Genomic DNA, 20,902 nt, shown 5'->3' on the forward strand with positions numbered 1-20,902 from the left:
ACATAGATTTTGAACGTTATGTTCTGTGATTTAGTTTACATAATAATATTATTAAAAGTATATATAGTTACATTAAAAAAGGAGCGCCTTAAAGACGCTCAAAGTCATGTTAATCAATAAGCTGTTTGGCAAATTGATTTGCTAGTTGTAATGATTGTTCATCAATACCTGTTTCGATATCCATTTTATGCAGTAATTCGACAAGTTTCTTTGTTGAAATATTGCCTGTTGCACCAGGTGAAAAAGGACATCCACCAAGACCCGCTATTGAACTATCAAACTTCTTTATACCTGCTTGTATCGCAGCAATAGTATTGGCGTAAGCAAAACCGTTCGTATCATGGAAATGAGCAACAAACACTGTGTTTGGAAAAAGTTCTAGTAATCTCTTAAAACGTTCATAAACAATTTTAGGTGTCGCTTGTCCATTCGTGTCACCAATTGAAATTTCATCTACTCCATGTTGTACAAAATGGCGTACAACCCGTTCCACTTGATCAAAGGACACAGCCCCCTCATATGGACAGCTAAAGCACATCGACACATACCCTCGAATAAATAGATTATGCTCTTTAGCTTTAGCAAACATATTTACACATTCTTGTAATGATTCCTCGATGGAGCGATTAATATTTTTTTGATTAAAAGTTTCACTAGCTCCAACAAATACTGCAATTTGTTTTACTCCAGCATCTATTGCAAGCTGCAACGCCTTCATATTTGGAGTTAGCACAATAAAATCAAGATTGATCTCTTTACAAAATTCAACAATTTCCTGTGCATCAGCCATTTGTGGTACTGCCCTTGGATGAACGAATGAAGCTGTTTCAATTCGCCTAACCCCTGTTGCACTAAGTTTTTTTATTAATTCTTTTTTTAATGCTGTTGGAACGAATTGACTTTCATTTTGTAATCCATCACGCGGTCCAACTTCGATTATTTCTACCTCTTTCGGAAAATACATTATTCCACCTACAATCTAATATTATCGCAAACGAAATATCTAAACTATTCAATAATCAGAAAATTATATCTATATTAACAATAAACAAAATTCGAATGCTCGTCAAAAAAAAGAGTCAAAAAAGAACTAATTCGCTCTTAAACGCAAATTAGTTCTTAAATACAACATTCCCATTATTCTATTATATTCATTGAGATGATTTTATATTCGCTATCAATCAATATAAGTTTCAAAATAATCTTTACCTCCGATGTTTCTTTGCCAGTAACATAGTCCGCTACTGCTTCAACAATAAATTGAGTATCTGCATACGTAATCTGTTTAATTTTGCTCACTTCAAATCGAACATTTTCTGTAACTGAATAACTTTCTATTAGCTTTTTCTTTAAATCATCAGATGCAATATATTTATTAATTTCATCCAACTTACCTTCTTGTAAAAATGTATTAAAGTCTTCTATAAACAAATGGGTAAACTGCTCAATATCATCTGGATTGTATGTAAATGTTGCCTTCTCATATTGGTCTAATACTGACATATCATACACTTCTATAACCTCATAATCTTTCATTGCGCTGTTAAAAGCCTGACGATCTTCAAGAATTGACTTCGCTTTCGGATTAATTGCTTGTTTAATTATTGCAGGTTGAATAATTACAGGCTGTATTTCCCCATCAACCATTTTAAATGATGTAAAGGATTGCAATATATTATCTTTTGCTACAATTCCCCCAATTTCCTTAGTAGAATCACTTGGTGTATTTGCTAATTCATAAGGGATAATATTGGCAGATGATTTTATAGAAATAAGTGCGAAATTATATTCAGAATTCAGGACACGTATTTCCCCTTCAAGCTGTTGACCGTTTGCTAGTACAACAAGTGCCTTTGGATGAGCTCTCACAACAGATCCAATAGTCACAATCCATTTTTCTCTTCCATCTACATAAATAACATAACCATCTGCACTACCACTAGTACTATATACTTTTACATTTGGCTCAACATTTTCAACGGGTGCTGACTCTTGTTTTTCAAACATCGAGTTAACTGATTGATTGGCATTACTTTGGCAACCACTCAGTAATAGCATCACCATTATTAATAGAATCTTTTTCAATATAATTCACCTCAAGTTTCTGTATTTATATTAGCGCATGAAGCTATTAAAAAACAGGAGAAATCGTAATTGATTTCTCCTGTCGATTTTATTTTCTATTTCGCTGAATCAAGTACACTGAAATAAACAGTGCGATAAATAATAGAGCATAAATCACTTTCGTATAGAAATGCGTACCGGTCATATCATAAACGATACCAATTAATAATGGGGTAATCGCACCCATCATAAATCCTCCTGAAAGAACCATCGCGCTCCATTCATTCGCTTCACGTTTATTTTTCGCTTCATCTAATGGTAGTATCAAGCCAATTGGGAATAAACCACTTAATGTAATCCCTAAAATGATTGCGCCAGTCCATGTTGCCCATGCTGCTTCGAAAAATAAAAGAGCAACACCTAAAGCACCAATGGCCAGTAAGCCGTATAACCACGCAATACGATTTGGATACCTTTGAATAAGCATTGAAATAAAAATATTACTAACTAATTGTACAATCGACATTGTCGTTAAAATTGACCCCGCAGTTAGTAGTGAAAATCCTTCATCCATTGCAATTGGTGATAGCCACGTAGTTAACGAAAAGAATAACGATGTTTGTAAGCCGAAGTAAAATAGTAATAGCCAGGCAGTTTTCGTTTTCCATGGATTGCGAGCCGCTTCATCGGTAACTGTAACGTCGTTTACTGTCTTGTCTTTATCAATTGCTATTAACCATATAATCATTGCGACAATAGCTAGTACACCCCATATGCCTAGTGCAAATGACCAGCTATTAAAACGCTCATAAAAGATCCCTGAAAATCCTGCACTTATTGTTGCACCCGCACCGATTGCTAGTGAATATAATCCGATAACTAATGCCAATTGTTCTGGGAATTTTTCTTTAATAAATGCGTTGATCATCGGACTTATTATTGCTATGGCAAAGCCTAAAACAAAGCAAGTTACAAGTAGTGATGCATAACTTGTGAAAAATAATCTTGCAAATGTGGCGATACCAATTAATGTTACAAAAAAGAATATCGCCATGCGGTAACCCATTCTCTTTTGGAATTGAACTGCGAGTGGTGCAAATAACCCCATACAGAATACTGGAATTGATGTCAGTAAGCTCATTTTCGTATTGGAAATTTGCAAATCCTCACCTATCGTATTCAATAATGGACCAACAGACGTAATCGATGGTCTTAAATTAATGGAAATTAAAAAAATTGCTACAAGAGCTAAAATAAATTTCCAACCTTTCATTTGTTGCATAAAAATCCTCATTTCTTCTATACATAATGCTAGTAAAACATATTAACAGATGTCCAATAACCTTTCTACTGTCCATCGCATAAATTTATTTTGTGTTTTAATTTGTCCATTATTGCTAATATCAATAATATTTATTTCACGCCAAAATAGAAAGTATTGTGTACAAAAGAGGACATTGCGTTCTTTTCCAAACAATCATATGAAAATTGACGTATTTATTAAGGAGGAACTCTTCAAGTAAGTGGTGTAGGTCTTCACTATGGCTACCGTAAATTATTTGACGACGTAAATATTAAATTCACGTTGAAGATGGATTATGAAGTTTATAAGTGGTATACCCTTTAAAATCAAGGATAGTTAATGAGGTAGGTAAGTAAATATCTTTGAATAAAATTCTCAATATTGCCTTAGCTATTATCATTAATCTGCTTCTTTGTTTAATGTTCATATAAAAAGCCAACAAACGTTGATTTAACAACATCTACGGCTTTTAGGATCATTTCCAAACTGTCATTTGGGAACTTTTATTAGGTTTGTTTTGTATACTTTATTAGTTCTTGTTGCACTAAAGCACCCGTAAGTTGCTCAAGAAAAAGTTGTTATCTCTACCCTTTTAATGGTCGAACTCCATCAGATTATTTTATTATAGGCAAGGTCACTTGATTTACCCAATCCTGGATGAATCGCTCTTGATGTGCATTCAAATGAGGTAGGTTATTGCGAGTAAAGAATCTATGTTCGTGACTTTCTTCTGTATCGTGCATTAATTCTCCAGAAAAACAACTTGAATGGAAAATGATCTGAATGCTGAAAACCTTATCTCCATTCGGATATTCTGCAAATCCTTCTTTACCTGAATAAATACCAAACAACTTTAATTGTTCAACTCTCAATCCTGTTTCCTCAAATGTTTCGCGCACAGCAGTTTCAAGAACGGTTTCCCCAAGCTCCATAAAACCGCCTGGGATACCCCAAACATCTCGATCTTTTCGATGTTGTAGTAAAATCTTATTCTCTTGTTCAATAATAATTCCACAGCCAACAGTCATTAGCACTTCATTTCCAATTAACTTACGAATTGTTTGTATGTAGTCCATCATTTCCTCCTTAAATTCTCTCAGATAATCGTTATTATCAAATAAATTCATTTTTCCTTTAAGAACTTCTCCGTTAGTATTTCTCAATTTTTATTTTGATATTTTCTTCACTAATTGTTACGTTTTCTGTTTTAGAAACTTTCTTAATAGAATCTTCAACTATTTGTTGAATCAACGTATCATCAACTTTTACATCCTTCAGGAAACCTACTGATATAGAAAGTTCTTTAAAATACCTTCTAACATCATTGAATCCGCCTCAATTGTCGTTTGTTCTGTAATAGCTACGATTATTTCATCTTTTAATTCTGAAAGAAATATATTTTCTGGTGGTAAAATTGCATCAAATTCCCCGTTTTCCATAATATCTATTACTTCCACTTCGGGCTCTCCATTACACCCAACTAACAAAATTGAACTAAATGCAATTCCTGAAATTATAGCTTTTTTCATCACATCTAAATTCCCCTTTCAAAATCAAATTGCACACTCCACAACAATTCTCCATACGTAAATCCGACGTAATATATTGGTAAAAGTTTCAATATAAAACATAATATTGTACAACAACCTACCTCTTTTGTTTAATAAAAAATACACCCAAAGCAGTGTTTGGGTGCATTCGAATAAGTATTCAAGTAAAGACCTCGTTAATGTAATAGGAAACTCATATTTATGAAAAGTTATTCCATCAGAAAAACTTCTGACTCAAGTCTATTTAACCAATTATGAACTAATGCGTTAAATACATCGGTTTGCTCGATTTGTAGGTTGTGACCAGCCATATCAAGCACTGCAAAAGTTGCCCTTGGGTAATCTTCTATTAGTCGCCACGCATCATGGTATCCGACTACATTGTCCTGACGCCCAGTGATAATTAGCGTGGGATACTCAAGTTTTGATGAAATATCGAATGTAAAGTCATAGCCATTTTGACGAATGTGGTTTACGAATTCATAATTAGTTTGTTTAGAAGGAAGTAAAATTTCATTTCGAAACCTCTCCCATTCAGTTTGACCTTGTACTACCCCCATGGAGCAAAATTCATCAGCCTCTTCTGGGGACAAATGTGAAATCAATTTACTGTCTCTTTTTAGAACGGTGTGCGGTGGTACTACCCTTTCATCGAATTCAGGTATAGTCAATGGTGCCATCAGTAATAATCCTCGAACTGTGTCTTGTCGTGAACGGACTATACCTCTTGCAATGTACCCTCCATATGAATTACCACAAATAATAAACGGTTGACTTGGGATAATCTCATCCAAAAGACGTAATATCGCTGCTAAAATATCATCAGAGTTCTGAATAGATGGGTGTGACTCGGAATGCCCCATACCGGGTAAGTCTATGTATATTCTCTTCCAACCGCTTCGTTTCTCGAATAACGGTTCCATTGCATGTAACATTACTTGATGGTCAAGTGTCCAACCATGCAACATAATGATGGGATATCCATCTCCAATTACTTTATGGTGAATTGACATGTATTTGTTGCCCCTTTCTCTGTAAACCGAATGTATCGACATGGATATTTAATCCTTTCATACATATTTTACAATTTTAACAAACTTTCTTGTTCAACTAAACTGCTTTTTATATAAGTGAATTTATCAAAAGTTTGATTGTAGGTATAGTGTGCTATTTCTATTAGTTGTCCATCGCTGAATCTTATTTCAGGTACACTTTTTACACTTGTTGAAGCTAAGGAAAAAGTAATAAACAGAGAAAATTAATGATATTTGCTAACCTAATCTTTTACCTTTTTACAAAAGTTATCTCATTATTTAATTTCACCTATCCTATGTGATATAATAAAAAGTATTGTGTAAAAAGGTTTAAATCATTAACAAACCACAAAATTATAATCCAAATCACGAGGAGGAACTTACATGATTCAAGTAAGTGGTGTAGGTCTTCGCTATGGCGACCGTAAATTATTTGACGACGTAAATATTAAATTCACACCTGGCAACTGTTACGGGTTAATCGGTGCTAATGGTGCTGGTAAATCAACATTTTTAAAAATTTTATCTGGTGATATCGAGGCACAAGAAGGCCACGTATCTATGGGTAAAGATGAGCGTTTATCTGTCCTAAAACAAAATCACTTCGAATACGATGAGTTTAACGTATTAGATACAGTTGTTATGGGGAACAAACGTCTTTGGGAAGTAAAAGCAGAAAAAGACGCGATCTACGCAAAAGAAGAATTTTCTGATGAAGATGGCATGCGTGCTGCAGAATTAGAAGGTGAATTCGCTGACCTAAATGGTTGGGAAGCTGAATCAGAAGCAGCAACATTATTAAATGGTTTAGGAATTGGCGACGACCTTCATTACATGCTAATGGCTGACCTAGAAGGTTCTGACAAAGTCAAAGTCTTATTAGCTCAAGCTCTATTTGGTAAGCCAGACGTACTATTACTGGATGAGCCTACCAACCACCTTGACTTAAAAGCTATCCAATGGTTAGAAGAGTTCTTAATTAACTTTGAAAATACAGTTATTGTAGTATCCCATGACCGTCACTTCTTAAACAAAGTATGTACGCATATCGCGGACCTTGATTTCGGTAAAATTCAACTATACGTTGGTAACTATGATTTCTGGTATGAATCTAGTCAATTAGCACAAAAAATGATGGCAGATCAAAACAAGAAAAAAGAAGAAAAGATTAAAGAGCTACAAGCATTCGTTGCTCGTTTCTCTGCGAACGCTTCTAAATCAAGCCAAGCCACTTCTCGTAAGAAAATGTTAGATAAAATCGAGCTTGATGACATTAAACCATCTAGCCGTAAATATCCATTCATCAACTTCCAAATTGGACGTGAAATTGGTAATGATGTATTAACAGTCGATGGTTTATCTGCCTCACAAGAAGGCGTAACATTATTTAAAGACATTCGCTTCTCTATGAATAAAGAAGATAAAATCGTACTAATTGGTAGTCCAATCGCGAAAACAGCATTGTTCGATATTTTAACTGGTCAAGCTGAAGCGGATGCTGGTACGTTCAAATGGGGCGTAACAACTTCACAAAGCTATTTTGAAAATGACCATGACAAATACTTTACTGGTAGCGAAAAATCATTAGTTGAATGGTTACGCCAATACTCACCTGATGACGAAACAGAAAGCTTTTTACGCGGCTTCCTAGGACGTATGCTATTCTCTGGTGAAGAAGTGAAAAAATCCCCTTCTGTACTTTCAGGGGGAGAAAAAGTTCGCTGCATGCTTTCTAAAATGATGCTATCAAACTCAAACGTTTTAATTTTAGACGAACCAACGAACCATTTAGATTTAGAATCAATCCAAGCACTAAACGAAGGCTTAATCCGCTTTAAAGGTGCAATGTTATTCACATCTCATGACCACCAATTCATTCAAACAATTGCTAACCGTGTAATTGAAATCCGTGAAGACGGTTCAATTCTTGACAAGCAATTAACTTATGATGAATTCCTTGAGTGGAAAGATAAAGAGAAAATTAAATAACCCGTACAACTTTCAAAGTGTTGATTTATCAACGTTTTATAAAGTGACGAATTTTTAGCCTTTCCGCATTCCCCCGTTCTCCCCCTGTTTTTTGGGAGGAGATCGGGGGATTTTTTAATATTAAATTGGTTCTATTATATTTGTTGGGGTATGTACTTAATTTTGCCGAAAAAGGCAGGAGATCACTCTTTTTTATATTTTCTACTATTATAAAATTTATAAGCAAATACTTACTATGTACCATGAAAAAAGTAGCGATTCGCCCGTGGGAGGTTAATTTTCGCTCATGGCAACCCACTTTTCGCCCGTGGCAACCTAATTTCCGCTCATGGGAACATTCTTTTCGCCAATAGGACATCTATTTACACCATGGGACCGCTTCATGCTGTTTGTATATGTACCCGCGCATAGTATTGACATTTAATAAACGGAATCATTAAATACTATTCATCGCTTTTTCCATCGAAACAACGTATAATGTAAAGAAGCAGAAGAAGAATTCAATTTTTCCTCTAGTTAAAAAAAGAGGTGCAATTACTTGAAACAGTTTGAAAAAGAATTACCAGAACAATATGAAGCATTAAAGAAACAAGCAAACTATACGTCTAGCTGGCGCGAGCGTTTAGCAGCAGTTGAAACGTTATCAGCTTATCAACATGCAAAAGTTATCGATTTATTAAATAATCGTATGAAAAATGATACAGTTTACAAAGTGCAAATGGCAGCTTACAAAGCTCTTGTAGCGTTTGGTGAGAACGTAGAAAAACCAACACCTGCTCGTTTTGATATTATTAAAGGTACAGATAAAATTTTCCTACGTGTGAAAAAAAGCTTACCAAAAGACCACACAGTGGCTGACTTTGCAGAGAAGCTAAAACGCATGCGTATAGATGTATATGATGCGTATGAAGGCGACAAAGGTGAACAATTTATGACTTGGTTAGAGGAACGTTGGGCTAAGCTGTAAACAGTCGTAAAAAAACCATTCTCTCCTTTTATGGATGGCGGCACTGAAAAAGGCCAAGAAAAAACTTAAACGATTACGTGAATGGATCTTTGTTCACGTAATCGTTTTTCTTTTCACTTCCACAGGAAAATCATAGTATAATAAGAATAATGAATAATAGTGCGACCATGACATATAAGGGAGTTGATATTGAGTGTTAAAAGGTAGATTTAAAGAGACACTAATCAATATAGCATTTATTTGTATTATTTTAATAATGTTGATCTCTTCATATTTAGTATTAATATATAATTATTCTAAATATGGTAGTTTCCTTTACTCGTCAATTGTATTTACGATTTTATTGTTCGTCTCTTATTTAATCATTTATTATTTTTATCAGAAATTCATAAGTAAATTCAAATGAAACAATTACATTATTAACTTTCTCATCTAAATTTACGGATAATGTTATATAAATATATCTGAATTATTCGTATTTTCGCACTACATACGAATTCGTTCCGTGGGCGAGAGATGAGCCTCTTTCACTAAGTTGCAGGGATGTTAGTCACGAAGGCGTTGCCGCTGTCGCTTTGCTTTCGCGCAGATAAATTGTCACACGATGTGACGTTTTTAGCCTTCGTTCTTTTATTGCTTTCTCACCGAAAGCTTTGCTCTGCAGCGAAAGGCGTAGCCGTCAGCCACACTCGCCGACTTTCGCTATATTAATTAGTGTTAGTATTTTTTTTAACAAACTATTTATAAAGGAGATGTTCACTTGAGAGAAATCATAGACCATTTAGGTAGAAAAGTACAAATTCCATTTCCTCCAAAGCGTATTATTTCGATTTGTCCAGCTATTACAGAAACGCTCTATCACTTAGGTTTAGAAGAGGAAATTGTTGGACGAACTAAATATTGTATTTACCCGAAGCAACAAGTGGAGCACGCGACAATTGTTGGTGGTACAAAACAAGTAGAATTTGATGTAATTCAATCGTTACAACCTGATTTAATTATCGCTGAGAAAGAAGAAAATACGCCAGAAATCATTGAAATGCTAGAAACCCATTTCCCTGTCTTCGTATTCCAAATAGAATCTATTCATGAAGCTTATCGCATGATAAAAGATGCTGGTATGCTAACAGGACGAGAGGAAGAAAGCACAAAATTACTCGGAGAAGTTTCTGAATCATTTCAACAGCTACCAAAAAAACGTGGAAGAGCAGCCTATATGATGTGGCGTAAACCTTATATGGTTGTGGGTGCAACTACATACATTAACGATGTACTGCAAACTCTCGGCTTTGAAAATCCATTTACAACGTATGAAGGACGCTATCCAGCCGTTGATATAACTGCATTGCAACAGGAGCAACTCGATTACTTATTTTTATCGACAGAGCCCTTCCCTTTTGCTCAAAAGCATATTGATGAATTAGCCGTTCATTTGCCAAATACGACTATCCAAATTATTAATGGCGAAATGTTTTGGTACGGTTCAAAGATGAAAGAAGCCGCGCATTATTTCCAAAAGATATTTACATAAAGCAAATTAGACACTTAGCTGCAAATAATGCAGTTAAGTGTCTAATTCTTTCTTAGTAAAACAGCCAGCAATTAAGAGTAAATCAATTATTACATATTAATTAAAGAAATCGCCTCATTACGAAGTGGGATGCTTAACCTCTCCTGCAATTCTTCAAACGATAAATCGCCAATGATTTCTTTTACTATAACTTCTCCATTTTCAAAAGCGAAAACAGCATATTCTGTTACAAGTAATTCAATTTGGCGAATACCACTTGTTGGATAGGATAAATCCTTCACCACTTTCGGTTCCCCGTCTTTAGTAAATAACGTGGCGGCACCAATGACTTTTTTAGCACCAACAACTAAATCCATGGCACCACCTACACCTAAAATTGGTTGTCCTGGAACTGCCCAGTTTGCTATTTCCCCCATTGTATTTACTTGCAAAATACCTAGAACAGCGACATCAATATGTCCTCCTCTAATCATTGCAAACGAATCTGCACTATCAAAGAAAGAAGCACCACTTGAAATAGTAATAGACTCTTTTCCAGCTGATATTAAATCAGCATCGACTTGATCTTCTGTTGGTGGAGGACCCATTCCAAGTAAACCATTTTCGGATTGTAAATATACTTCTTTACCTTCCATAAATGAAGTAACTAAAGTCGGAATTCCAATCCCTAAATTGACCACTTGCCCTTCTTCTAATTCTTGTGCAATGCGTTTCGCAATGACAGCACGAACATCAAGCTTTGACATAACTTTCACCTACCTTTGTATATTTTGTTTGTACGATATAATCAACATACACATGCGGTGTGACAATTACTTCTGGATCTAACTCGCCTACTTCTAATATTTCGTCTACTTCAGCTATGACAACGCTCGCAGCAGTTGCCATCATTGGATTAAAATTTCGAGCAGTCGTGTGATAAGTTAAATTCCCTAAACGGTCGGCTGTTTTTGCTCGAATTATAGCAACGTCGCCTTTAATTGCTTTTTCAAAAATATAACGCTCTCCATCAATTTCCCGTTCTTCTTTCCCTTTTGCTAATTCTGTCCCTACAGCTGTTTTCGTATAAAACCCACCAATACCAGCACCACCGCAACGTAAAGCTTCAGCTAACGTTCCTTGTGGTATTAAATCAATTTCAAGCTTTCCTTCTGACCAAGCAACAACAGCTTCACGGTTCATCGTAAAAAATGAACCAATAGCTTTCTCTATTTGCCCTTGAATAAATAATTTGTGTAATCCAATTCCATGATCCCCTAAGTTATTGCTTACAATATGTAATCCCTTTACATCCGTTTCTGCCATTAAATCAATTACAGTTAGTGGTGAACCAGATAAACCAAATCCGCCTGCTAAAATTACTTGGTTATCTTTAAATATATCCTTCAATTCTGTAACACATTGAACCACTTTATTTTTCATGTCTATCACCCTTTCAAATCACAAAACTATACCGTAGTATAATTTTGTTTTAAAATACAAATATAACCTGCATACGGAGGAAGAAAAAATATGAACAAAATAGAGAAAAAACAACAAAGAGGAGAGGAAAAGAAAGAACTTATTGCAAAAGTAGCCTTGAAATTATTTAAAGAAAATGGTTATATCAATGTAACCGTTGATGAAATAGTAAAAGTATGTAACACATCAAAAGGATCATTCTATCATCATTACAATTCTAAAGCCGATATTTTAAACGAACATTTTACTATTGCAGATAAATACTATGAAAAAATGTATATAACACTTCCAACTGATCTATCAGCTAAAGAGCGCTTACGACTTTTTTTGCATAAAATGTATGTTTACTTAGAAAAAACATTTGGCCGTGAATTTTTGGCAATCATGTATTCAACATCTTTAGAATCTGAAGAACAATTATATTTCCGTAATCCGAATCGTAAGTTATTCATTCTTTTGGAAGAATTATTAGCTGAAATATTGAAAGAAAATCCGGATTCTTCTGATTTACAATTACATGCATTAAAGCAAGCACTCATTCAGGTCGTAATGGGAAGTATCTATTACTGGTGTACATTACGAAACGATAAATCATTACACGAAAGTGCAAATGCCCCTATTCATCACTTTTTGTATAGCTTCTATTAAATTATTTGAGAAATATAAGGTGTCCTATAAGCCATCACTTATAAGACACCTTATATACGATTTTTTAGACTCTTTCTAGTAAAATCGCGATGCCTTGACCGCCACCGATACATAATGATGCAACACCGTATCGAGCATTTTTTTCATGTAATTCTAATGCTAAAGAATAGGAAATTCGTGCTCCACTAGCACCTACAGGATGGCCAAGTGCAACTGCCCCCCCATTTACATTCACTTTTTCAGCTGGTACACCTAATTCTTTTATTACAGCTAAAGACTGTGAAGAAAACGCTTCATTAAACTCAAATAAATCTATATCCTCTAGTGTTAAACCTGCTTTTTCCACTACTTGACGCGTAGCAGGAACAGGTCCAATTCCCATAATATTAGGATCCACACCAGCAACAGCATAGGCAACAATTTTGGCAAGTGGTTTTACATTATGTGCTTTCACTGCTTCTTCACTCATAACAACAACAGCAGCTGCACCGTCATTAATACCTGAAGCATTTGCTGGAGTTACTGTACCGTCTTTTTTGAAACTTGGTTTTAATTGTGCAATTTTTTCAGGATCTAATTGAGGTCGAATATGCTCGTCTTTATCTAAAACTAGAACATTACCTTTTCGGTCTCTTACTTCCACACCAATGATTTCTTTTGCAAAACGACCGCTTTCTACTGCTGTAGATGCTTTTTTATGTGACTCAATCGCAAATGCGTCTTGTTCTTCACGAGAAATATTATATTTTTCTGCAAGGTTTTCAGCTGTTACGCCCATTCCACAGCCAATATAGTTATCTGTTAATGTCCCCCATAGCATGTCATCAATTTGTGGTACTTTATTTGGCGAACCAAAACGTGTATCACGTAAAATACGAGGTGCTTGTGACATATTTTCTGTACCACCAGCTACAATAATATGTGCGTCACCAAGTAAGATTGATTGAACGCCCGATACAATTGACTGCATACCAGAACCACATAAACGGTTTACTGTTAGAGCACGTGATTCATTTTTCAAACCACTATTTAAGCCAATATGACGCGCTAAATAAGCTGAGTTGGCAGAAGTATGAATGATATTACCAATAATAATCTCATCTACTTCTTCCGGATCTACATTTGAACGGTTTAAAGCTTCTTTTACCGCGGTTACTGCTAAATCAATATCCGAAACATCTTTAAAAATACCTCCAAAACTACCAAACGCTGTACGTGCACCTTCAACGATATATGCCATAATACTCTCCTCTTTTCTTAAAGTTTTCTTACATTCCACCAGCTACTTTAATATGCTCCATCGTAATGGCTTTAGCTGCCTCTGATGCTAAGAATACAACTGTATCTGCAATTTCTTCTGCTTCGATAAAACGATTCATAGCTTGGCGTGGATATACGATACGACTTAATGCTTCGCTTTCTGTTAATCCCTCTGATTTATTTAAGTCTTCTAATTGCTTTACGAGTAATGGTGTTTTTACTGCTCCTGGACAAACAGCATTTACAGTAATACCGAAGCTAGCGCCTTCAATACCTGTTACATCTGTTAAACCAATGACCCCGTGTTTTGCCGCAACGTAAGCAGCCTTTTCTGGTGAAGCCATTTTCCCATGAACAGAAGAAATATTAATGATACGACCGTATCGCGCTTCTTTCATATGTGGGAATACGTATTTTGTCATTAGGAATACGCCTGTAAGCATGACATCGATTAAAAGCTGCCATTTTTCTAAAGGGAAATCTTCCACTTTATCACGATGTTGCAAGCCAGCATTGTTAACTAATACATCGATTTTCCCTTTTTCAGCTATAATACGTGCAATTCCATTTGCCACAGACTCTTCACTACGAACATCTAAAACAAAACCACTTGTTTGACTGCCGTAGTGGTTTACAGCTTCATCAATACGTTTTTCGTCTAAATCAAGTAAGTAAACAAAATCACCTTGTGCAATGAATTTCTCAACTATCGCAGAACCTAAACCACCTGTTGCCCCAGTTACTAATACTACTTTTGGTGTCATACAAATTCCTCCTAATAATGCGTTGTAAGTAAATGTTTCAATAACTCTTCATCTCTTTGCAAGACGAGCTCATCAAATCCTTTTCCTGGATATTCGAAGAACCCTTTACCCGTTTTTACGCCATATGCTTGCTCATTTACTAAATCTTTAATTACAGGGAAAGTTCGTATAGAAGATTCAATTTCTCCTTGCAAGTTCCCTAATACTTTATCCCAAATATCTAAGCCACCAAAATCCATTATTTTTAGTAAACCGCTTGTAGCATATCTAAAGCCTGGCCCATCAAATATTGTTTTTTCAAGATCTTCTTTCGTGACAACACCATCTTCTAAAAGGGATATTGCTTCACGAGCTAACGCTACTTGAATACGATTTGCTACTAGACCTGCTACCTCTTTATAAACTCTAATTGGTGTCTTTCCAATTGACTCAAATAAGGCATGTACCTTTTCTAAAACACCATGGTCAGTGTTTGGTAGTTGTAACAACTCAACTAACGGCACTATTTGCGCTGGATTAAAGAAATGCGTTAATATAACTCGATTTTTCATCCTCGACACGTTTTCAGTAATTTCAGATAACTTAAGACTTGAAGTATTCGAGGCTAATATTGCATCACTTTTCACTATAGTGTCTAGCTTTGCAAATACATTTTGTTTTACTTCAATTTGCTCTATAACACTTTCAATAATTAAATCCGTTTCTTTAAAACTATCTAGTGTTGTTGTCCACTCTATTAGTTTAAATGCATTTTGCTTTGATAATTGAAGTGGAAACTGTGCTTTCTCAAATAAATCATAATACGTATTAAATTTCTCTTTTGCTAAATTTAAATGGTCCTCTGAAACATCAAAAATTACTGTGTTATAACCATGTATGGCAAAGTAAAATCCAATACCAAATCCCATAGTACCTGAACCTATTACACCCACTTGTTTCAACGTGCTCATCTCCCTTAGTAGAACATAATCGCAACAATTAATGCTGGAATTGCGGCAAGGACTGGTCCAACTACTGCAACAAAAAATACATGTTTATAGGCATCTTTATGCGTTAATCCAGTTACTACTAAAGTAGTGATAACCGCGCCATTATGTGGTAAAGCATCAAGACCACCAGATGCAATGGCTGCTACTCGGTGAAACGCTTCAGGATTTACACCTAATTTTAAATATGTATCCGTCAAGGTTTCCATCGCAATCGCTAAACCACCAGAACTTGATCCTGTAATTCCCGCTAATAATGTTGTTGCAACATATAACGAAATTAATGGATTACCTGGAATATTTGTAATCATATCTTGGAATACTGTAAAACCAGCTGTCACAGCGATAACTGCCCCATATCCAACATCAGCTGATGTATTAATGATTGGTAATACAGCATTTGTAGCACCTATATTAATAGATTCTTTCTTTTTCTCAATGAATTTCCAAAAGATAATCATTGCTACTAAACAAGTAATCATCAATGTGTAAAGTACTTCTAACTTAAATACATTTAATAGCACAATTAATAATACTGGCGGAATCAAACTAACAATCATATTAGGCAATGCTCTATTGGCATATTTATCTACAAGAAGTGCGGGATCATCAGATTTTTCAAGATTTTTCATATTTGCATATGTTTCATTCTTCTTCTCTGATCTTTTCAACGCATAATTCATATACCAAATATTAAATGCAATTAAAGTAATAGCTGCAACAATACCAATCCATACTCCCGCAGTTACTGTTGTCCCTAAATATTTGATTGGGATGATGTTTTGAATTGCTGGTGTACCAGGAACCATTGTCATTGTGAATGTCGCAACACCCGTGAAATATGCTGCTATAAATAAATGCCAAGGGATATCCATTTCTCGGAAAATTGGTTTTGCAATAGGTAGGATCGCAAATACTACTACGAATAAACTAACTCCCCCAAAAGTTAAAAACGCACAGACAAACATAATACTAATTAATACACGTAACTTACTATTTCGACCTAGTAATTTTAATAAACCGTGTGCAATTGTACGTGCTGCCCCAGAATCATCCATAAACTTTCCGAACATCGCTGCAAATAGGAAAATTAAGAAATAATTCTTTACATAATTAGTGAAACCAGTCATGTACGCGCCTTGGAAAGTTTCTAAAATCGGTAGGTTGTTACTCAAGATAACAAATAAACTAACAACTGGTGCAATAATAACGATAGTAAAACCTCTCATTGCTAAAAAAACGAGAAGTGCTAAAGAAATAACAATCGTCAGTAAACTCCACATACTTTTCCCCCTCCTCAAAACAGACCGTAGTTTGTTTTGTTCTTTCTCATTCTACAATACAGGGAAAAATATGTAAATGCATAATTTAGAATTTTCACTACACTACGTAGATGTTTTTGTTAATTACAACAATTTCTCATACTGAATACTTTCCATTAATACTTGTAAATGCGAGGAAATAAAGTTGAAAAGAGAATATTTGTGGAAAATAAATAGCATAGGGTGTGAGATATTATGCTAGAAAAGCGTGAAATGAAAGAAAATTGATATTATTGCGGGATAATTTCACTTATATACGAGGCATTTCAGACAGCAATGTTGCACTACTGATGGAAATGGATTTTAGATGTGTTCAAGCTGTGCAATCTATTTTTGCTCAAATTTATTATATAAATCGCCTTATTAGCTCATGTATTTTATTCTTTTTTCATCTGTTTTCACATTATTATGTGACAATGTTGATCCAAAAATCTTATAAAAATTGCGCTTAATTTATCATTTTACTCACTAATTCTCCACTCTAACTTTATGATTAATGCTAAAATTCGCTGTAAATCAACTAATTATTCTACAAGTAATTTAGATATTTAATGCTTTTTTTCTCTTTTTGCATTAATTACATCAAGTGTGGAGAAATAAAAATACCTACGATTAGGGTTTTGCAAGCTGTTTAAAAAGTTGAAGGAGTTTTTGAAAGTGGATTTTCTAAATCGCGTTTTGCGCAATAAGCGATTTCGATATACAACTTATTTGAAAATAAGTGTCAATTATAGCCGATGACACTTATTTATTTTTAAGTCGTATATCAATTTCGATAAATGACATGATCGTTGTCTAAAAATTGTGTGATAAATTTTGTTGTAGTTATTTTTTTGCAATCTCACATTTATGTTACGGACATCCTTACAGCATTTATTTTAAGCACCATCATTACTGATAAAGTTAAAGAGAAACTTTTAGAAAGTATGAAAAAACTGAATTTTTTTATATTCTTTCGGATATCTCAAAAAAATATAAACGCCTTAAATTTTTAAAAATAAAAGTTTGAGACGTTTTACTCGAAAAGGAAAATAAGTTATTGCGAGAAAAAAATGAGAAGGTCGTTAATTCTTTAAGAATATTTAGTTTGAAATTAAGTTAAAATAAGTTGCTATGAAATGAAAATAAAGTTATTTAATTTTATAAGCTCAAACAAACATAACCCCGTTCAAGTTAGGACGGGGTTAAAATATAGTTGATTAATTATTAATTTACGAAACATCACTATACTAAAAAATATAACAATAAAGTCGTTTGAAAATCTAAGATTTATTTAACAATCGCGCCTGATTGTTTCTGTAAAGTCATTCGTTTATTTCCATTCCTTGAGTTCTAGGTGCTTATTCCCCAACCATACCATCATTATCTCGATCATCCATATATGGATATAACCAATGATCACTTGTTATTGGCATGCTATAACCTGCTGTTTTTGCTTCTTTAATCGTCACTTGTCCATTTCCATCTGTATCAACTTTAGAAATATCTTCAGTGCCATTCGAAGCATTGGACTTATTTGAGTTAGTTGATTTACCTCCAGTTAATCCTAGAGATTTATTTATTTCATCAGGGTTGCCGTTATCAAACTCATCTACAATTTTATTCCCTTTTAAAGTGTATGTGTACTTGTAATGAGAAGGAATCTGCGTTTCCGTATTAGGATATGTGATAATTGCTTCGAAATTAGTAGCTCCACCCGCTTTACGAATAGCGTCTTCCATATATGCTTGATCACCATGTCGGTTAAGCGTACTATCTTGTGGCGTAATATTATAAGCGTTTGATACCCCACCAAGAGAATCTGCAATAATATGTCCTTCATCTAAATCTGCTTTCTCAACACCAGGAACTTTTGCTTCATCAGCGTAGTATCTGCCAGATGATGTTACGGGTTCGGTACGGTCATCTTGTAGAACGATTTCGTCAGCAATGACTCGAACCAATTGCCCTGCCTCATTCGTGAATGCATAGTAATGTCGGTCCCCAAAGCCAATGTCAACGACGACGTTAGGTTCGCGATGTCCTGACAAATCGCCACCATCAACTTCAATCAGTTTGTATCCTTTGAACAGTTCATCTTTTGATTGAGTTGATGTTTTTTCTGATACTGATTTTTCAGTTACAGTAGTTTTTTCTGTTTCACTATTATTTGTGGTTACTTGTTGTGAATCTGTTTCTTTATCAGTAACGGATGCATCTTCTACGTTAGTACAACCAATTATAAAGATGGCAGTTAAAAGTAAGATTAAATAGTTTATTTTCTTTTTCATTTTAGTACTCCTTATAGTATTTTTCTATTGAACATTCAAGAAATCTTTGAATAAAACATAAATTAACATAGTTAATCTATTTATAATATCATATTAAAATATTAATTTTATTACAGTAGATACTTAGTTCAAAATATGTAGTATTAAATTCCAATAAAGATTAGTAGAGTCCATAGCACTGAAAAAGGCCCAATTCCAATTCAAGAATTGCGCCGGATTATGGAATATCATTATAATAAAGAAAAGTAGTTGGGAAATTATAGGATTAAGAGACTTCGATTATTTTATACTGTGTTATTATTAAATAATGCTATTCTAGTCATTTACTTTTTCCTTACAAAAGAAAAAACACCCAATGTAAGCGAGCAGACTAGTCCTATAATGGATAGTTTGAACACTTACATAGAGTGATTTAAGTACCTCTATATAGTTGGTTTAGGTTATAAAAGATATTTAATGACGTTTTTTATGTTTAGACAGCTTTTCATGCTTATGCATGTAACGCCTTAATTGTTTGAGCTACTTGCTCTTCTGTTAAATTGTGACGCACGATGTAGCGATTGCGCGCATGCTCTGTACATTCGATTGTACAGCCCCCTAAATGCTTTGCTTCATTTTCTTCAGATGCTATGATTTGCTTGTTACATTCAGGGTTTGCACAGTTAATGTAACGTTCACAAGGTTCACCGTCATAGTGATCACGACCGATAATCACACGCTCTACTTGATTGATTGGCACCGTTAAACGCTCATCAAATACGTACATTTGACCGTCCCATAATTGGCCTTTCGTAATATGGTCTTTTCCGTACGTTGCAACACCGCCATGTAATTGACCGACATCGCCAAAGCCTTCACGTTTCATCCATCCTGAAAACTTCTCACAACGAATCCCACCCGTGCAATATGTTAAAACATTTTTACCTTCAAATAGCTCGCGGTTTTCACGTACCCATTCCGGTGTATCACGGAAGTTTTCTACATCTGGTCGAATCGCGCCACGAAAATGGCCGACATCGTATTCATACGTGTTACGCACATCCAATACTACTGTATTTTCATCTTGCATTTCAGCAAGGAATTGTTCTGGTGACAGGTAGCGACCTGTTAATTCATGCGGATTTACGTCTTCTTCTAAGCCTAAGTTTACTAACTCAGGACGTGGGCGTACGTGCATTTTTTTGAATGCATGGCCATCTGCCGCATCAATTTTGAAGACAATGCCTTCAAATAATGAGTCTGCTTGCATGTTTGCCATATATTGCTCTGTTTGCTCAATCGTACCCGAAACAGTTCCGTTAATGCCCTCATTAGCTACTAAAATACGACCTTTTAAACCGATTTCTTTACACATTTCTAAGTGCATTGCTGAAAACGCAGCTGGATCTTCAATCTTCGTGTAATGGTAATATAATAAAACTTGATAATTCATTGTTTCCACCTATCATTTCACATATTTGCAGGATATACCTGATAGTTTCTTTTACGACCTATTAACCATAAAGGATAATCGTTTAATATGCTATCGGTAATTAGGTTGAAATGAATATAAATATTGTTTTTAAAGAATTGGTGAAGTGGTTAGCGGACCTTCTTTTATAAAGAAGTGTTATTCAACAATATGGCCAGTTCGTATTATAAGGTCAGCCAGAGAAATCTGGTTGACTATTTTTTATTCAATTTATAGATTGATAGTAGCCGGGGTAGAACGTTATGGCCCGTGGGACTTGATCCCGTCAACAAAACGGTTCAC

At 34.8% G+C, this 20,902-nt stretch carries 18 protein-coding genes; 4 read left to right on the forward strand and 14 right to left on the reverse strand.

Annotated elements, in window-relative coordinates; genetic code table 11:
- Nucleotides 1-109: 109 nt before the first annotated feature.
- From AAFN87_RS17470 to AAFN87_RS17495, 6 genes are all read right to left on the reverse strand, one after another.
- Nucleotides 110-964 (reverse strand): hydroxymethylglutaryl-CoA lyase, encoded by an 855-nt coding sequence (locus tag AAFN87_RS17470; RefSeq protein WP_347792349.1) that lies wholly within the window; start codon nt 962-964, stop codon nt 110-112.
- Between the two features lie 173 nt (nt 965-1,137).
- Nucleotides 1,138-2,085, reverse strand: coding sequence for a hypothetical protein (locus tag AAFN87_RS17475; RefSeq protein WP_347792350.1), 948 nt, complete (start codon nt 2,083-2,085; stop codon nt 1,138-1,140).
- A gap of 88 nt (nt 2,086-2,173) precedes the next feature.
- Complete coding sequence (locus AAFN87_RS17480) at nt 2,174-3,346, reverse strand: MFS transporter (RefSeq protein WP_347792351.1); 1,173 nt, start codon at nt 3,344-3,346, stop codon at nt 2,174-2,176.
- Between the two features lie 635 nt (nt 3,347-3,981).
- On the reverse strand, nt 3,982-4,443 hold the full coding sequence (locus AAFN87_RS17485) for an NUDIX hydrolase (RefSeq protein WP_347792352.1): 462 nt from the start codon (nt 4,441-4,443) through the stop codon (nt 3,982-3,984).
- A 207-nt stretch (nt 4,444-4,650) separates the two neighbouring features.
- Nucleotides 4,651-4,899 (reverse strand): hypothetical protein, encoded by a 249-nt coding sequence (locus AAFN87_RS17490; RefSeq protein WP_347792353.1) that lies wholly within the window; start codon nt 4,897-4,899, stop codon nt 4,651-4,653.
- Between the two features lie 227 nt (nt 4,900-5,126).
- A complete protein-coding gene (locus tag AAFN87_RS17495; protein ID WP_347792354.1) occupies nt 5,127-5,930 on the reverse strand; it encodes an alpha/beta fold hydrolase in 804 nt (267 codons plus the stop codon).
- A gap of 405 nt (nt 5,931-6,335) precedes the next feature.
- Between AAFN87_RS17495 and AAFN87_RS17500 the strand changes: the two genes are divergently transcribed.
- From AAFN87_RS17500 to AAFN87_RS17510, 3 genes are all read left to right on the forward strand, one after another.
- Complete coding sequence (locus AAFN87_RS17500; RefSeq protein ID WP_347792355.1) at nt 6,336-7,940, forward strand: ABC-F family ATP-binding cassette domain-containing protein; 1,605 nt, start codon at nt 6,336-6,338, stop codon at nt 7,938-7,940.
- 538 nt (nt 7,941-8,478) lie between these two features.
- Nucleotides 8,479-8,907, forward strand: coding sequence for a HEAT repeat domain-containing protein (locus tag AAFN87_RS17505; RefSeq protein ID WP_347792356.1), 429 nt, complete (start codon nt 8,479-8,481; stop codon nt 8,905-8,907).
- A gap of 760 nt (nt 8,908-9,667) precedes the next feature.
- A complete protein-coding gene (locus AAFN87_RS17510; protein WP_347792357.1) occupies nt 9,668-10,438 on the forward strand; it encodes an ABC transporter substrate-binding protein in 771 nt (256 codons plus the stop codon).
- An 89-nt stretch (nt 10,439-10,527) separates the two neighbouring features.
- On the opposite strand, the gene AAFN87_RS17515 is transcribed toward AAFN87_RS17510, so the two are convergent.
- Nucleotides 10,528-11,184: a 3-oxoacid CoA-transferase subunit B gene (locus tag AAFN87_RS17515; protein WP_347792358.1), complete on the reverse strand. Its 657-nt coding sequence runs from the start codon at nt 11,182-11,184 to the stop codon at nt 10,528-10,530.
- On the reverse strand, nt 11,171-11,860 hold the full coding sequence (locus AAFN87_RS17520; protein ID WP_347792359.1) for a CoA transferase subunit A: 690 nt from the start codon (nt 11,858-11,860) through the stop codon (nt 11,171-11,173). Before AAFN87_RS17520 ends, AAFN87_RS17515 begins: the two co-directional genes overlap by 14 nt.
- A gap of 90 nt (nt 11,861-11,950) precedes the next feature.
- On the opposite strand from AAFN87_RS17520, the gene AAFN87_RS17525 reads away from it, so the two are divergent.
- Entirely contained in the window at nt 11,951-12,547 is a 597-nt protein-coding gene (locus AAFN87_RS17525) for a TetR/AcrR family transcriptional regulator (RefSeq protein ID WP_347792360.1), read from the forward strand.
- A gap of 64 nt (nt 12,548-12,611) precedes the next feature.
- Here the strand turns inward: AAFN87_RS17525 and AAFN87_RS17530 are convergent, their stop codons facing one another.
- The 6 genes from AAFN87_RS17530 to trhO form a co-directional block, all read right to left on the reverse strand.
- Nucleotides 12,612-13,787 carry a thiolase family protein gene (locus AAFN87_RS17530; RefSeq protein ID WP_347792361.1) on the reverse strand — a complete coding sequence of 392 codons (1,176 nt, stop codon included), beginning with the start codon at nt 13,785-13,787 and terminating at the stop codon, nt 12,612-12,614.
- Between the two features lie 28 nt (nt 13,788-13,815).
- The gene (locus AAFN87_RS17535) at nt 13,816-14,571 is read right to left on the reverse strand and encodes a 3-hydroxybutyrate dehydrogenase (protein WP_347792362.1); all 756 of its coding nucleotides are present in this window, start codon (nt 14,569-14,571) and stop codon (nt 13,816-13,818) included.
- Between the two features lie 11 nt (nt 14,572-14,582).
- Nucleotides 14,583-15,503, reverse strand: coding sequence for a 3-hydroxyacyl-CoA dehydrogenase family protein (locus AAFN87_RS17540; protein WP_347792369.1), 921 nt, complete (start codon nt 15,501-15,503; stop codon nt 14,583-14,585).
- A 23-nt stretch (nt 15,504-15,526) separates the two neighbouring features.
- Nucleotides 15,527-16,840: a GntP family permease gene (locus AAFN87_RS17545; RefSeq protein ID WP_347792363.1), complete on the reverse strand. Its 1,314-nt coding sequence runs from the start codon at nt 16,838-16,840 to the stop codon at nt 15,527-15,529.
- A 1,379-nt stretch (nt 16,841-18,219) separates the two neighbouring features.
- Nucleotides 18,220-19,149, reverse strand: a complete 930-nt coding sequence (locus AAFN87_RS17550) for a DNA/RNA non-specific endonuclease (RefSeq protein WP_347792364.1) — start codon at nt 19,147-19,149, stop codon at nt 18,220-18,222.
- A 490-nt stretch (nt 19,150-19,639) separates the two neighbouring features.
- Entirely contained in the window at nt 19,640-20,581 is a 942-nt protein-coding gene (gene trhO, locus AAFN87_RS17555; protein WP_347792365.1) for an oxygen-dependent tRNA uridine(34) hydroxylase TrhO, read from the reverse strand.
- Nucleotides 20,582-20,902: the final 321 nt, after the last annotated feature.

Origin of the sequence: Solibacillus sp. CAU 1738 (genome assembly GCF_039888725.1) — a bacterium.
Classification (GTDB): domain Bacteria; phylum Bacillota; class Bacilli; order Bacillales_A; family Planococcaceae; genus Metasolibacillus.

Bases quoted from the DNA above. Each gene is read 5' to 3' on its own strand.
- AAFN87_RS17470 (WP_347792349.1), bottom strand. From the start codon at position 964: ATGTATTTTCCGAAAGAGGTAGAAATAATCGAAGTTGGACCGCGTGAT.
- AAFN87_RS17480 (WP_347792351.1), bottom strand. From the start codon at position 3,346: ATGCAACAAATGAAAGGTTGGAAATTTATTTTAGCTCTTGTAGCAATT.
- AAFN87_RS17485 (WP_347792352.1), bottom strand. From the start codon at position 4,443: ATGGACTACATACAAACAATTCGTAAGTTAATTGGAAATGAAGTGCTA.
- AAFN87_RS17495 (WP_347792354.1), bottom strand. From the start codon at position 5,930: ATGTCAATTCACCATAAAGTAATTGGAGATGGATATCCCATCATTATG.
- AAFN87_RS17500 (WP_347792355.1), top strand. From the start codon at position 6,336: ATGATTCAAGTAAGTGGTGTAGGTCTTCGCTATGGCGACCGTAAATTA.
- AAFN87_RS17515 (WP_347792358.1), bottom strand. From the start codon at position 11,184: ATGTCAAAGCTTGATGTTCGTGCTGTCATTGCGAAACGCATTGCACAA.
- AAFN87_RS17520 (WP_347792359.1), bottom strand. From the start codon at position 11,860: ATGAAAAATAAAGTGGTTCAATGTGTTACAGAATTGAAGGATATATTT.
- AAFN87_RS17525 (WP_347792360.1), top strand. From the start codon at position 11,951: ATGAACAAAATAGAGAAAAAACAACAAAGAGGAGAGGAAAAGAAAGAA.
- AAFN87_RS17530 (WP_347792361.1), bottom strand. From the start codon at position 13,787: ATGGCATATATCGTTGAAGGTGCACGTACAGCGTTTGGTAGTTTTGGA.
- AAFN87_RS17535 (WP_347792362.1), bottom strand. From the start codon at position 14,571: ATGACACCAAAAGTAGTATTAGTAACTGGGGCAACAGGTGGTTTAGGT.
- AAFN87_RS17545 (WP_347792363.1), bottom strand. From the start codon at position 16,840: ATGTGGAGTTTACTGACGATTGTTATTTCTTTAGCACTTCTCGTTTTT.
- AAFN87_RS17550 (WP_347792364.1), bottom strand. From the start codon at position 19,149: ATGAAAAAGAAAATAAACTATTTAATCTTACTTTTAACTGCCATCTTT.
- trhO (WP_347792365.1), bottom strand. From the start codon at position 20,581: ATGAATTATCAAGTTTTATTATATTACCATTACACGAAGATTGAAGAT.